We start from the raw sequence: 13854 nt of genomic DNA, 5'->3' as shown, positions 1-13854 counted from the left end.
CCCTCAGCCTTCCTCGTCCATGACGCGCAGCTTCTCGACGCGGCGGCGGAAATCCTCGTCGGTGGAGAATTCGGCGGACAGGTACGACGACACGAGATCGACAGCGAGCCACGCGCCGACGATCTGCGCGCCGATGCACATGACGTTGACGTCGTCATGCTCGACGCTCTGATGCGCGGAGTGGACGTCGTGGCAGACCGCGGCGCGGATGCCCTTCATCTTGTTGGCGGCGATCGAGGCGCCAACGCCGGTGCCGCACACCATGATGCCGCGCGCGGCTTCGCCCGACGTCACCTTCGCCGCCACGGCGCGGGCGATGTCGGGGAAATCCACCGGCTTGTCGTCATAGGAGCCGACATCGATGACGTCGTGGCCGAGCTTGCGGATGTGGTCGATGACGGTCTGCTTGAGCGGCCAGCCGGCGTGGTCGGATCCGATGACGAGACGCATTCTTTGTCCTTCTTGATCTTTGCATGACCGCGACAGCCGGGCGCGGCTGTCACGATGTCTTTCCCCGTGGTTCAGCTGCGCATGTCCGCCGGCAGATCGACGCCGTGGAATTTCTTGTAGATGGCGTTGAGCTTGCCGTTCTTGACGTTCTCGGTGATCCAGGCGTTGAGCTTGTCCATCAGCGGCTGCTCACCCTTCTTCAGGCCGATGGCGAGGTCGAAGGTCGCCAGCGGAATCCGGGACTCGAACACGCGCGAGGGATTCTTCACGCCGATCTGGTTGATGATTGTCGCGGACGAGCCGACGCAGTCGACCTGACCCGAGACCGCCGCCGTCACCATGGTGGCGTCGTCGTCATAGCGCGCGATCTTGAGGTCCTTGTCCTTCATGCTGGACAAGGTTGTGTCCTGCGTGGTGCCGCGCGAGACGCCGATCGACTTGTCCTTCAGGTCCGGCCAGTCCTTCACGGTCGACGATTTCAGGCAGCCGACGTCGGATTGCAGCGTCGCATAGCGCTTGGTGAAGTCGATCACCTTGGCACGCTCGGCCGTCACCGACAGGGTCGAGATGATGATGTCGGCCTTGCCGGTCAGGACGTTCGGGATGCGGGTCGCACCGGTGGTCTGGATGAATTCCAGCTCGAGGCCCCAATCCTTGGCGAGGAGCTGCGCCACTTCGACATCGGAGCCGGTCGGCTTCATCGTGGAATCCATCATGCCCGAGGGCGGGATGGCGAGGTCGGTCGATATGCGGATCTTCTTTGCCTTCATGATGTCGTCGAGCAGATCGGCCGATGCGGGCGTTGCCGCGATCATGATGAGGCCGCACAACGCGGCGGCCGTTCCCAGCACTATCTTCTTGGTCATCCCTGGTTCTCCTCTCCCTGTTATGATTTTAGGTTTCCCGTTCCCACGAATTGCGTGAGTTCGGGCGTGGTCGGCGACGTCAGGATCGAGGCAGGTCCGGTCTCGTGGACCTTGCCTCGATGCATGAACACGATCCGGTCGGCGATGCCCTTGGCGAAGCCCATTTCGTGGGTGACCATCACCATGGTCATGCCGTCAGCCGCGAGCTGTTCGATCACCTTCAGCACTTCGCCGGTGAGTTCGGGATCGAGCGCGGAGGTGACCTCGTCGAACAGCATCACCTTCGGCTGCATGGCGAGCGAGCGGGCGATTGCGGCGCGCTGCTGCTGGCCGCCCGAGAGCTGCTCGGGATAGGCGTGCAGCTTCTCATCCAGCCCGACCTGCGCCAGAACTTTTCGTGCGAGATCCTTGGCCTGCGACGTCGCCATGCCCTTCACCGCGCAGGGCGCGAGCGTGATGTTCTGTTCGATGGTGAGGTGCGGAAACAGATTGTAGCTCTGGAACACGATGCCGACGTCCTGGCGTAGCGCACGCAAGTTCACGTCGGGACGGTCGACGCGATGCCCGCAGACCACGATCTGGCCACCGTCGACCTTCTCGAAGCGGTCGATGCAGCGCAGCGCGGTGCTCTTGCCGGAGCCGGAGCGGCCGATCAGGGCGAGCACCTCGCCACGTGCAACGGCAAAGGAGACGCCGTCGAGCACGCGGAGCGCGCCAAAGCTCTTCTGCACGTTGTGGAGCGATACGATCGGTTCGGAGGAGGGGGCGTTTTGCTGCATGTCAGGCTGGCGCGAGGTTGGACCTGCCACGCCCCATCCGCCGTTCCAGCCTCTGGCTGAACAGCGACAGGGGATAGCACATGGCGAAGTAGGTGACGGCGATGATGGCGTAGATGGCGAACGGTTCGAACAGCGAGTTGTTGACGATCTGGCCCGAGCGCATCAGCTCGACGAAGCCAACCACGGAGGCGAGCGAGGTGTTCTTGATAATCTGCACCATGAAGCCGACGGTCGGCGGCGTCGCAATGCGGATCGCCTGCGGCAGGATCACCTTGACCATGCGCTGGGTGCGGCTCAGCGCCAAGCCTTCGGCGGCTTCCCATTGCGGCTTCGGCACAGACTGGATGCAGCCGCGCCAGATCTCGCCGAGATAGGCCGCGACGTAGAGCGTCAGCGAGGCACCGGCCGCGACCAGCGGCGAGACCTTCAGGCCGATCGCGGCAAGACCGAAATAGCCGAGGAACAGGATGACGAGCAGCGGCGTGCCCTGGATCAACTGGACATAGATCGCACTGGCGAGCCGCACCGATTTCAGCGGCGAGATGCGCGCCAGTGCGATCACGAAGCCGACGATGCCGCCGCCGATCAGCGCGATCAGCGACAGACCGATGGTCCACAGCGCGCCCTGGCCGAGGAACATCAGGTGGTTGATGTTGAGATGTCCGCCCATGGTCATCTCACAACGGCGTGCCGAGCCGGCGCCGGCGCGGAAACAGGAGGAGGCCGAGGCCCCAGAAGCCGGCACGCATCACCAGCGACAGGATGACGTAGAGCACGGCGACGATGATGTAGGTCTCGAACGCGCGATAGGTGTCCGACTGGATGTAGTTGGCGACCGCGGTGAGCTCCTCGGCCGAGATTTGCGAGCAGACCGAGGAGGCCAGCATCAGGAGCACGAACTGGCTGGTGAGCGCCGGATAGACCTTCTCGACCGCCGGCAGCAGGATGATGTGCCAGTAGATCTGCAAGCGCGACAGCGCCAGCCCTTCGGCGGCCTCGATCTGCCCGCGCGGGATCGCCTCGAAGCCGGCCCGCATGATCTCAGCGGTATAGGCGCCGACATTGATGGTCAGCGCCGCCACCGCCACCGTGAACGCGGAGTATTTCAGGCCGAGGCTGGCGAGGCCGAAATAGACCAGGAAGATCTGCACCAGCAGCGGGGTGTTGCGGATGGTCTCGACATAGACTTTGCAGGCACCGGCAATCAGCGAATTGTGCGTGCCGCGTCCGACCGCCGCGAGCGTGCCGAGCAGAGCGCCTAGCACGGTCGCGAAGAATGCCAACTCAAGCGTGAGGACGGCGCCGGCCAGAAAGCTCGGCCAACGCTCCAGCACTGCGGGAAAGTCGAGTTGGAGGCTCATCGTTCCAGGGTCAGCCGGTGGTCTGGTTGGTCATGCGGTCATAGACGCGGAACAGAGCCTGGTTGCCGTTGCTGCCTTCGCCATGGGCGCGCGCATCGACATATTGGCTGGTGACGAGCGCGGTGCCGGGCAGGGGCACGTTCAGGGCCTGTGCGTGCTCCTGCACCAGGCGAAGGTCTTTGAGCTGCAGATCGATCCGGAAGCCCGCGGAGACGTCGCCGGCGATCATCGCGGGGCCGAGCTTGTCCAGCATCCAGGAAGCGGCGGAGCCGCCGAGCAGCACCCGGCGCAGCAGGTTGAGATCGAGGCCCGAAGCGCGGCCGAGCGCGAGCGCCTCGCAGATCGCCTGGATGTTGATGCCGCAGATCAGCTGATTGCAGAGCTTGACGGTCTGGCCGGCGCCGGATGCGCCGACATGGGTGATGGTCGTGCCCATCGCGCGGAAGAACGGCTCGGCCTTGGCGAACGTGTCCGCATCGCCGCCGGCCATGATCGAGAGCGCGGCGTTCCTGGCGCCCACCGGCCCGCCGGAGACCGGCGCGTCGATGAAGCCGACGCCTGTCTTCTGCAGGTCCGAATGGATGCGGCGGACGGCGACCGGCGAGATGGTGCTCATGTCGACGATCAGCTTGCCCGGCGGCGGGGAATTCAGCAGGCCCTGCTCGCCGTAGATCGTCGCCTCGACGTGGGGCGTGTCGGGCAGCATGGTGATGACGATATCGGTGCCTTGCGCGGCATCGGCAGGGCTTTTGGCACGCGTCGCGCCTTCCTTGACGCTGTCGGCCAGCGCGGCTTCGTTCAGATCGAAGACGCGGACCGCGTGGCCCGCCGCCTGCAGGTTGCGCACCATCTCCCGGCCCATCGTGCCGATGCCGATGAAGCCGACCTTGCCCTTGTCGTTCCGTCCCATGTCGTCAGTCCGTTTCTTGTTTAATCGGCGTCTTGATTGAAGGGCTGTGCGCGATCAGCCCGAGGCACTGGTCTTGTCGATGTCACCGACGACGGCGCGTCTGCGGTATTCGTCGCCGATGGCGAAATGCTTGCGCAGCGTCGCATCCGCGCGCTCGGGATCGCGCGCAATGAGGGCTTCGAAGATGCGGCGGTGATCGTCGACAAGGTAGGTCTTCATCGACGGGAAGGCCTGCACCAGCTCGCGGCGGCTGCGATGCGAATGCGTCAACAGGCCCGCCATGGAGGCGTGCAGCACGCTCAGCGTCTCCGAATGCGAGGCGACGACGATCGCGCGGTGGAAGTCGAAATCGGCCATGCCGCCGGCATCGGCTTCGTCGATGGTCTCGCCGATCTTCGTCAGCGCGCGCTGCAGCCGTTCGAAATCGGCGATGTTGGCACGTTCGCAGGCGAGGCGGATCGCCTGGCATTCGATCGCGACGCGCGCCTGCATGACGTCGTCGAGCATGTCCGCCTGCTGGGCGAGCGCGAAGGTGAAAAAATCGTTGAGCACCGAGACGTCCGGTCGCGTCACCACGGTGCCGATGCGGTCGCGGATCTCAACGATCCCCAGCACGGTGAGGGCGCGCAGCGCCTCGCGCACGATCGGTCGGCTGACGCCCAGCAGTGTAGCAAGCTCGCGCTCGGAGATCAGGCGGTCGCCCGGCTTGAGCGAGCCGGCAAGCAGGCGTTCGCGCAGGAAGGCAAACACCTTCTCGAACCCTTTTTCGCCGTCGCTCGCTCGCTTGAGCTCCATCCCTGTCTCTTGGTCTGATCTTGGTCAGACCAGTATGCTGACCAGAGCGTCGAGGTCAAGAGGCTTCGCTCTGAGAGATCAGCAGGCCGAGAGAGGTCTGGCGGAGCGCGACCCCCATCCGGCTTCATGCTGCGCCGCCGTCCGATTGTCGTCTTTCGCCCGGGGATGGCTCAGCCTTGGGCGTCCCGACCGGCTGTCCTTGCGCTCTCCTGGTGTTCGATAGACGCAAGGAGGTCCAGTTGGCTCGCCAAAGCGAGATAGGCGTTTGAAACGCTCACAAGCACATTGGCGAGCCGCTTCGCCGACATGGCATCATTCGCGCGCGCTCGGTATTGCTCCGCAAGCTTGCGACAATCCTCGGGTTTGAGCATTCAGCCCCCAAAAAGAGCTGAACACCCGCGCTGCACTCCTGGTTCCTAATCGCGAGTCCACGCAGCTGTACAAGCATCGTCGGTTGCGGCTCGCGCTCCGAGTTGCCATCATCCTCGCAAACCGAGATTCTTCCAGTGACCCTCACGTCTCTCCGAAGCAGTGTCCGCCTCCTCTACGAGGGCGCAACGCCGGACGGCGTGCGCTTCCGTTATGCGCTGCTCATCTTCGATATCGTGACGGTGCTGTTCATCATTGCAACCTCTTTCCTGCCGCCCAGTGACATCGTCGAGACGCTCGACGTGCTATTCGGCGTCATTCTGCTTGCCGACTTCTCCGCCCGACTCCTGGTCGATCGGCATCCGTTTCAAAAATTCACCCAGCTCGCGACGTGGGCTGACATGGTCGCGATCGTATCCTTCCTGGCGCCGCTTGCCGGCGAGGCGGGCGGCTTTCTCCGGATTCTGCGGACGTTGGGCCTGCTTCGCGACTACCAGATGCTGGTGAGGCTGCGCATCGATTCCCCGTTCTTTCGTCGCAACGAAGAGGTCATCTTCGCCGTCACGAACCTCGCCGTTTTCATCTTCGTCATGACCGGGATCGTCTACGAGACCCAGAAGTTTCGCAACGACGAGATCCGAAACTATGCCGATGCCCTGTATTTCACCGTCACGGCGCTGACGACGACCGGCTTTGGCGACATCACCTTGTCAGGCACGTTCGGTCGCCTGATCACCGTCGTGATCATGATTTTCGGCGTAACGCTGTTCTTCAATCTCGCCCGCGCGCTCCTCAGTCCTCACAAGGTGCGGTTTCAATGCCCGACGTGCGGGCTCCAGAGACACGATGCCGACGCCGTGCATTGCAAGGCCTGCGGTACCGTTATCAATATTCCCGATGAAGGGGCGATCTGAAGAGCCCTCGGCGCGACGTGGACGCCTTCGATGGTGACATCATGCCAGTGTTTTGCCCGACGGATCAACTTTGATTTCGGTTTACCCGTAAGTCATTGAGCGGACAGAGGTCGGCTACTGTGCATGGGGTTGTTTTTCATACTTTTATCGGGCGGCCCGCTGCTGACTGCATTTGGGTCACCGCAACACCACCCACGCCGGCGCGTGATCGCTGGCGCCGTCCTCGCCGCGGATCTTCTTGTCGACGCCGGCTTTGGCGAGGCGCGGGGCGAGGGCAGGGCTGAGCAGGAGATGGTCGAGCCGCAGGCCCGCGTCGCGCGGCCAGCGGTTCCGCTTGTAGTCCCAGAACGTGTAGACGCGCTTGTCCGGATGCAACTCGCGGATCGCGTCGCACCAGCCTTGCTCGACCAGCGCGGCAAAGGCCGCGCGGCTCTTCGGCTGGATCAGCGCATCCTTGTCCCATGAGCGCGTCGGATAGATATCGATCTCGGTGGGCGCGACATTGTAGTCGCCGGCGAGCACCACCGGCAGGTCCTGCTTGATGAAGGTCCCGGCGTGGCGCCGCAGCCGCGCGAACCAGTCAAGCTTGTAGTCGAATTTCGGTCCCGGCTGCGGATTGCCGTTGGGCAGGTAGATGCTGGTGACGATGACGCCGCGCACCGCGGCCTCGATGTAGCGCGCTTCGAGATCGGCAGGCTTTCCCGGCAAGCGGTCGCGCGTCAGCACGGGCTCGGCATTGCGGGCGAGGATGGCGACGCCGTTCCATGTCCTTTGTCCACGCCACACCGCGCCATAGCCGGCCCTTTCGATGGCGGCCGCCGGAAATTCGCCATCACTTGCCTTCAACTCCTGAAGCGCGACGACATCGGGCTTCGCCATTCGCAGCCATGCCACCAGATTGGGCAGGCGGCGGTTGATGTTGTTGATGTTGAATGTCGCGATCTTCATCTAGAGCTACCGGCTCTGCCTTTCGTCTCCGGAGATACAATGCCCAAGTTAAGCTTTGCCGCTACCGCCTTCGTCGTCGCGTTCTCCGGGGCCACGGCACAGTCAGCCGAAACGCGCGGCGCGTGCAAGGCGGACTACGACAAATTCTGCGCCGGCATCGCGCCGGGTGGCGGCATCGTCGCATGTCTCAACGCCAAGCGCGACCAGCTCAGCGCCACCTGCAAGACGGCGCTGGACAGCAGAAAGAAGAAATAATCCTTGTGTCCCGGACGCGCGGAGCGCGAGCCGGGATCCAGAAGGCGACACGGTGAACTGTTGAGATATGGGCCCCGGCTCTGCAGCGCACTACGCCGCGAAGTGCGGCGCACTGCGCTGCGTCCGGGGCACGCGCGCGTGTTAACTCGGCAGCGGCGGCAACGCCGACGGCTGTTCGATCGGCGGTGGGGAAGGCGGCTGCCCGGCGTTCGACGCGGGCTCCGGCTTCGTCAGCGGCTCCTCGACATTGCCGCCCTTGTAGACGCGGGCATAGCGGTGGCCGAGGCTGGTCAGCACCTCATAGCCGATCGTGCCGAAATGGTGCGCGAGCTCGTCGACGGTGATGCCTTCGCCGAGCAGCGTCACCATGTGGCCGCGCCGCACCGCGTTCGGCGGCAGATCGGTGATGTCGATCGCGATCAGGTCCATGGAGATGCGGCCCGCGACAGGGCAGCGCTTGCCCGCCACGATGACATCGGCGCCGCGGGTGCCGTCATTGGAGCTGGCGGCGCGGAAATAGCCGTCGGCATAGCCGACTGCGATGATCGCCAGTTTCGTCGGCCGCCGCGCGGTCCAGGTGCCGCCATAGCCGACGGTATCGCCGCGCTCGATGCTGCGGATCTGCACGATGCGCGCCTTGAGGTCGACCACCTGCTGCATGGGATTGTCGGCCTCCGGCGTCGGGTTGACGCCGTAGAGCGCAGCTCCCGGCCGCACCAGGTCGAACTGGAAGGGCGCGCCGAGGAAGATGCCGGAGGAGTTGGCGAGCGCCGCCGGCACGCCTGTGAACTCGCTGGCGATGCTGCGGAAGGCCGCGAGCTGTCTGGCATTGATCGGGCTGTTGAGCTGCTCGGCCGAGACCAGATGGCTCATCACCAGCGTGATGCCGTGATCGCCGGCGTTGATGCGGGGGATGATGGCCTGCGCTTCCGACAGCGTCAGCCCGAGCCGGTTCATGCCGGTGTCGATGTGAACAGCGGCGCCCCCGTTCCAGCCGGTGCGGCGGCAGAACACGTCCCATTCGGCGAGCTCGTTGAGATCGCCGATCACCGGACGGCAATTGATCTTGGCGTAGTGCTCGCCGGTGTTCTGGAAATAGCCGCCGAGCACGTAGATCGTGGGCTCCGGAACGGCGGCGCGCACCTTGCGCGCTTCCTCGATGGTGGCGACGAAGAAGGTCTTGCAACCGGCTCTGCTCAGGGCGCGCGACACCTGCTCGGCGCCGCAGCCATAGGCGTCGGCCTTGATGACCGCCGAACATTCAGCCGGCACCGCGGTCTTCTCGAGCTTGCGCCAATTGGCGATGATCGCATCGAGATCGACGGTCAGCACGCCGCCGAAGGCGGCGAGCGCGGCAGCCTGGTTGGCCTCCGGGGAGAGGGGGCCGGATTGCGGGATTGATTTCGGGGCGGACGCCATTGTCATGGCGTCGTTTTACGCAAGAGACCGGCCCCGTTCAACCCGGGGAACAATCTAGTAGTCGCTGCGGTCCGGCAGTTGGCCGTCATGCGCGAGGTCGCCGAAGCGCGTGACCGAGGCATCGAAGTGCAGCTCGACGGTGCCGGTCGGACCGTGGCGCTGCTTGCCGATGATGACTTCGGCGCGGCCGACCGTGCGTTCCATGTCGGCCTGCCATTTGGCATGCTCTTCGGTGCCGGGGCGCGGCTCCTTCATGGCGAGGTAATATTCCTCGCGGAACACGAACAGCACGACGTCGGCGTCCTGCTCGATCGAGCCGGATTCGCGCAGGTCCGAGAGCTGCGGCCGCTTGTCGTCGCGCGATTCCACCTGGCGCGAGAGCTGCGACAGCGCGATCACGGGAACGTTGAGCTCCTTGGCCAGCGCCTTCAGGCTGGTCGTGATCTCCGTGATTTCCTGCACGCGACTGTCGCTGGCGCGCTTGCCCGAGCCCGAGAGCAGCTGGATGTAGTCGATCACCAGGAGATCGAGACCCTTCTGGCGCTTGAGCCGGCGCGCGCGCGCCATCAGCTGCGCGATCGACAGGCCGCCGGTGGCGTCGACGTAGAACGGCAGCGACTGCAGCTCGATCGAGACCTGCCGGATCTTCTCGAAATCGGCTTCCGTGATGCCGCCGCGGCGGATGTGGGAGGAGGGAATGCCGGTGCGCTCGGCCACGATACGCGTGGCGAGCTGGTCGGCCGACATTTCGCAGGAGAAGAAGCCGATCACGCCGCCATTGGCGGCCTTCATGGTGCCGTCGGCCTGAAGCTCCGGCACGTAGGCCTGCGCGACGTTGTAGGCGATGTTGGTCGCCAGCGACGTCTTGCCCATGCCGGGGCGTCCCGCAACGATGATGAGGTCGGAATGCTGCAGACCGCCCATCTTGGTGTCGAGGTCACGCAGGCCCGTCGAAATGCCCGACAGCTTGCCGTCGCGCTGGAACGCCTTGGCTGCGAGATCGACGGCGACCGTGAGCGCCTGCGAGAATTTCTGGAAGCCGCCGTCATAGCGGCCGGACTCGGCGAGCTCGTACAGCTTGCGCTCGGCGTCCTCGATCTGCGCCCGCGGTTGGAAGTCGACCGGCGCGTCATAGGCGACGTTGACCATGTCCTCGCCGATGCCGATCAGGTCGCGGCGCAACGACAGATCGTAGATGGTGCGGCCATAGTCCTGGGCGTTGATGATGGTGGTGGCTTCGGCCGCAAGCCGCGCCAGGTATTGTCCGATAGTCATGCCGCCGACATCGGTATCGGCCGGCAGGAACGTCTTCAGCGTGACCGGGGTGGCAATCTTGCCCATCCGGATCAGGCTGCCGGCGGTCTCGAAGATGGTCTGGTGCAGCGGCTCGAAGAAGTGCTTGGCCTCCAGGAAGTCGGAGACGCGGTAGAAGGCGTCGTTGTTGACCAGGATTGCGCCCAGAAGGCTCTGTTCCGCCTCGATATTGTGCGGTGCGCTCCGATAGGCGGGAGTTCCGGCATCGGGCGCGAGTTTGAGAACGTTCGAATCAGTCAGTGCCATGGTCGGGCGTGCTTAGCAATTTTCTTGGGCGGATGCGGGGCCGGGATAAAGCGCCGCCGCAGGTCAAAGCGGAAGCAAAAGCTGACCGCTATCAACCGCTCAGTTAAAATGGTGGATGATTAGCAGTCGCAGCACGCGCCGCGCTTGACTGGATTTTGGCGGAACTCGCTCGGCGCAGAGAGCTGTGATCGCGCCGCGGAAAAATCCTGAAATCCGTGAACCCGGGGGGCTGACGTGCAGACCTATCGAGAAGCGCGCGAAATGACGCTCGCTGACCGATTCGGCTCGGCTTCAGACCAGCAGGAGGTAGACCAGCGCAACCAGGGCCGCCCCAACGCCGGTGACGATCAGGGCGTAATCGGTGCGAAGGTCGTCCTGCACGTCAAACGAGGTTTGGGTCTCTTTGCTCATGGCGACGGTCTAGGCCAGGCCCGACCAGACTTCTGTGAAGCAGATCACATCTCCCCGGATTCTTTCGGGTGTCATGCCGGAACAGGCGGATGGGCAGGGGATTATCTCATTCCCCCGCCAACAGGGATACGAGGCGAGCGATGCAGCCAGAACGGCAGCACCAGAACTGGCAAAGCGAGACAGGCAGCCGGCTTTGGCTGTCGGGGCTGATCGCGGCTATGAAGCACGCGGAGCGGCCCGAGGTGCGTCGCCAGCCGGTCGCCCCCGAAATCCTGCTGGAATTGCGGGCGCAATTGGCGTTAACGGCGTCTTTCCGGACGTCCGGGATTTCGACACTTCGTCACTAGGATCCGGACCTATTCACCAGCCAGCTTGAGCTTCGGCATGGCCGCGCCCTCCCGGGCCCGCAGCCGGGCTTCTTCCTGCGGAATATAGTCGCGGGTCATCGGCACCACGCCCTGGCGACGGGTGATCTGGATCTGGAAGTTCATCATGGCTTGCTTGCGGAACGTCATCTCGCAGGCCGCGAGGTAAAATTCCCACATCAAGGCGAAGCGCTCGTCGTAGAGCTGCACGGCTTCCTCGCGCCGCGCCATGAACCGCTCGCGCCAAGCCTTCAGCGTCTCGGCGTAGTGCAGGCGCAGAATCTCGATGTCGCAGACCAGCAGGCCCGCGCGCTCGATCGCCGGCAGCACCTCCGAGAGGGCGGGGATGTAGCCGCCGGGGAAGATGTATTTGGCGATCCACGGATTGGTCGAATCCGGTCCCTGCGAACGGCCGATCGAATGCAGCAGCATGACGCCGTCTTCCTTCAGCAGCTCGGCGCAGCGCTGGAAGTAGGCGTCGTAGAACCTCGCCCCGACATGTTCGAACATGCCGACGGAGACGATGCGGTCGAACGTACCTTCGACGTCGCGATAATCCTGGAGCTGGAATCTGGCCGAGCCCGTCAGGCCCTTTTCGGCGGCGCGCGCATTGGCGACCTGCAGCTGCTCGGTCGAGAGCGTGATGCCGGTGACGTCGGCGCCCGCGATCTCGGCGAGATAGAGCCCGAGGCCACCCCAGCCGGAGCCGATGTCGAGCACGCGCTGGCCATTGCCGACGAGAAGCTTCGCCGCGATGTGCCGCTTCTTGGCAAGCTGCGCGTCGTCCAGCGACATCTGGGGCGTCTCGAAATAGGCGCAGCTATATTGCTTGTCGGCATCGAGAAATAGCGAATAGAGCCGGCCGTCGAGATCGTAATGATGAGCCACGTTTTGACGGGAGCGCGGGCGGGGATTGAACTGCTTGAGGTGCCGCGTCAGGTAGCGCAGGTGCCACCACGGCTTTGCCCACTGCGGCAATGGGTCGGGTTGATCGAGCAGGATCGCGAGGGCATCAGCTATGGTGCCGCGCTCGACCACGAACTCGCCGTTCATGTAGGCCTCGCCCAGCCCCAGCTCGGGATTGACGAGGACCCTCCGCTCGGAGTCCGCAGTGACGAAGCGGACTGCGACCGGCTCGCCGGAGCCGTCGCCGACGGTGAACTTCGACCCGCTCGCGCTGGTCACCGTCAACGACCCGCGGCGGATGAATTGGGACAGAAATCGACGCAACAAACGGTCCATCGGCAATCCTCTCGAGCGAACCCGAAAGATGCGACTACCCGGCCTTTATAACTGACGCCCAGGCGCCGCAGCGGTTCCTATGCGTTTGCATTCAAATCTAGCGAGCCGGTTCCGGCTGCGCTATTGCACTGTGTTCAAAGTAGATATTCGAAAACCGCTTAATCACATCCTTGCGCGCGGACCTGCTTCCATTCGCGGCTCAATCGGTTAAAAGGTGACCGCCGCCGCGCCGGATGCCGGCTGCATTTGCGGAAATTCAACGGAGATGATGGGAATGTCGAGCCGAGCGCTCAGCCTCGCGACGGTGTTGCTTCTGATTGGCTTCGGTGCGGCTAATTCCGTTCTTGCGCAGGCGACGAATCTCGAGGCTGGCAAGACCCCGTCGCAGCTGTTCTCGCAGACCTGCAATGTCTGCCACAAGAGCCCGCGCGGGCTGCTGAAGTCCGTGTCGCCCGGCTCGCTGCCGGGATTCCTGCGCCAGCACTACACGACGAGTTCGGACATGGCGGGCGTCCTCTCCGCCTATCTGATCTCGAACGGTGCCACCGACACCCGCTATCAGGCCAAGGACGCCAAGAAGGACGGCGCCGCGCCTGAACAACAGGGTCGGCGCCAGCGCGCGCAGGATGCCGCGAGGCCGGACGGCGAGGGCGCTGCTTCTGCCGCCGAGGGTACGCGCCAGAAGCGTGCGGCGCGGCCGGCCGAGGAGGGTGCCAAGCCGGAGGGAGAGGCTGCGCCCGAGGCACGCAAAGGCAAGCGGCGCGCCAAGCCCGACACGGAGGAAGCCCCGAAGGTCGATGCCGCGGCGCCGGCGAGCGACGACAAGAAGAGCGAGCCGAAGCCGGAGCCCGTCAAGCCTGACAGCGCCAAGGTCGAGCCGCGCAGCGAGACGCCGGCGCTGCGGCCAGATCCGGTCCCGCAGGTGACGCCGGCCGCTCCAGCCGCCGCCAAGCCCGCTGAGCCGGCCGCGCCCAAGCCGGTGGAAGAGGCTGCTCCGAAACCTGCCGAGCCGGCCCCCGCGGCCAAACCGCAGGAACAGGCGCCGCCCGCGACCGCTGCAGCCCCGCCGCCGCCGGCGCCGCCTGCGTCCTCCGGTCCGCCGGCGCCGCCGATCTCGCGCTAAGTCACCCGGATCTTTCGATCGACGATGCGAAGGCGCCCATCCGCGGCCTTCGCATCGTCTTGACCGTCATTAGAGTAGTGCTCTAGA

General features: G+C 64.6%; 14 protein-coding genes and 1 pseudogene. 4 read left to right on the top strand and 11 right to left on the bottom strand.

What is annotated here, in order from left to right:
* Positions 1 to 3: 3 nt before the first annotated feature.
* The 7 genes and pseudogenes from rpiB to ABIA40_RS14075 all read right to left on the bottom strand — a co-directional run bounded on the left by rpiB (position 4) and on the right by ABIA40_RS14075 (position 5161).
* Positions 4 to 450 (bottom strand): ribose 5-phosphate isomerase B, encoded by a 447-nt coding sequence (gene rpiB / locus ABIA40_RS14105; protein ID WP_157284566.1) that lies wholly within the window; start codon positions 448 to 450, stop codon positions 4 to 6.
* A 71-nt stretch (positions 451 to 521) separates the two neighbouring features.
* Positions 522 to 1316: a transporter substrate-binding domain-containing protein gene (locus tag ABIA40_RS14100; protein WP_404541607.1), complete on the bottom strand. Its 795-nt coding sequence runs from the start codon at positions 1314 to 1316 to the stop codon at positions 522 to 524.
* Between the two features lie 20 nt (positions 1317 to 1336).
* Positions 1337 to 2095, bottom strand: a complete 759-nt coding sequence (locus tag ABIA40_RS14095) for an amino acid ABC transporter ATP-binding protein (protein ID WP_036000768.1) — start codon at positions 2093 to 2095, stop codon at positions 1337 to 1339.
* A gap of 1 nt (position 2096) precedes the next feature.
* The gene (locus ABIA40_RS14090) at positions 2097 to 2765 is read right to left on the bottom strand and encodes an amino acid ABC transporter permease (RefSeq protein ID WP_036034095.1); all 669 of its coding nucleotides are present in this window, start codon (positions 2763 to 2765) and stop codon (positions 2097 to 2099) included.
* A 7-nt stretch (positions 2766 to 2772) separates the two neighbouring features.
* On the bottom strand, positions 2773 to 3456 hold the full coding sequence (locus tag ABIA40_RS14085; protein WP_157284570.1) for an amino acid ABC transporter permease: 684 nt from the start codon (positions 3454 to 3456) through the stop codon (positions 2773 to 2775).
* Between the two features lie 10 nt (positions 3457 to 3466).
* Positions 3467 to 4369: pseudogene (locus ABIA40_RS14080) on the bottom strand (NAD(P)-dependent oxidoreductase); the annotation flags it as partial.
* A gap of 51 nt (positions 4370 to 4420) precedes the next feature.
* Positions 4421 to 5161 carry a FadR/GntR family transcriptional regulator gene (locus ABIA40_RS14075; protein WP_404541604.1) on the bottom strand — a complete coding sequence of 247 codons (741 nt, stop codon included), beginning with the start codon at positions 5159 to 5161 and terminating at the stop codon, positions 4421 to 4423.
* Between the two features lie 506 nt (positions 5162 to 5667).
* Here ABIA40_RS14075 and ABIA40_RS14070 point away from each other — a divergent pair.
* Complete coding sequence (locus ABIA40_RS14070) at positions 5668 to 6444, top strand: potassium channel family protein (protein ID WP_404541601.1); 777 nt, start codon at positions 5668 to 5670, stop codon at positions 6442 to 6444.
* Positions 6445 to 6621: 177 nt separating this feature from the next.
* Here ABIA40_RS14070 and ABIA40_RS14065 read toward each other — a convergent pair whose 3' ends face one another.
* Positions 6622 to 7392, bottom strand: coding sequence for an exodeoxyribonuclease III (locus tag ABIA40_RS14065; RefSeq protein WP_404541599.1), 771 nt, complete (start codon positions 7390 to 7392; stop codon positions 6622 to 6624).
* A gap of 39 nt (positions 7393 to 7431) precedes the next feature.
* On the opposite strand from ABIA40_RS14065, the gene ABIA40_RS14060 reads away from it, so the two are divergent.
* Positions 7432 to 7647: a hypothetical protein gene (locus ABIA40_RS14060; protein WP_404541597.1), complete on the top strand. Its 216-nt coding sequence runs from the start codon at positions 7432 to 7434 to the stop codon at positions 7645 to 7647.
* Positions 7648 to 7788: 141 nt separating this feature from the next.
* Here the strand turns inward: ABIA40_RS14060 and alr are convergent, their stop codons facing one another.
* Both alr and ABIA40_RS14050 read right to left on the bottom strand, forming a co-directional pair.
* Positions 7789 to 9066, bottom strand: coding sequence for an alanine racemase (gene alr / locus ABIA40_RS14055; protein WP_404546233.1), 1278 nt, complete (start codon positions 9064 to 9066; stop codon positions 7789 to 7791).
* Between the two features lie 54 nt (positions 9067 to 9120).
* Complete coding sequence (locus ABIA40_RS14050; protein WP_036000744.1) at positions 9121 to 10626, bottom strand: replicative DNA helicase; 1506 nt, start codon at positions 10624 to 10626, stop codon at positions 9121 to 9123.
* A gap of 551 nt (positions 10627 to 11177) precedes the next feature.
* Here ABIA40_RS14050 and ABIA40_RS14045 point away from each other — a divergent pair.
* Entirely contained in the window at positions 11178 to 11384 is a 207-nt protein-coding gene (locus ABIA40_RS14045; protein WP_404541594.1) for a transcriptional regulator, read from the top strand.
* A gap of 9 nt (positions 11385 to 11393) precedes the next feature.
* On the opposite strand, the gene ABIA40_RS14040 is transcribed toward ABIA40_RS14045, so the two are convergent.
* On the bottom strand, positions 11394 to 12644 hold the full coding sequence (locus ABIA40_RS14040) for a class I SAM-dependent methyltransferase (RefSeq protein WP_404541592.1): 1251 nt from the start codon (positions 12642 to 12644) through the stop codon (positions 11394 to 11396).
* 274 nt (positions 12645 to 12918) lie between these two features.
* Here ABIA40_RS14040 and ABIA40_RS14035 point away from each other — a divergent pair, with 274 nt between their 5' ends.
* Entirely contained in the window at positions 12919 to 13767 is an 849-nt protein-coding gene (locus ABIA40_RS14035; protein WP_271547043.1) for a hypothetical protein, read from the top strand.
* Positions 13768 to 13854 lie beyond the last annotated feature (87 nt).

Origin of the sequence: Bradyrhizobium sp. USDA 223, from assembly GCF_044909005.1 — a bacterium.
In the GTDB taxonomy this organism is placed as follows: Bacteria; Pseudomonadota; Alphaproteobacteria; order Rhizobiales; family Xanthobacteraceae; genus Bradyrhizobium; species Bradyrhizobium yuanmingense.
The sequence above is the reverse complement of the archived record's forward strand: the minus strand, read 5'-3'. Positions and strand labels throughout refer to the sequence as shown.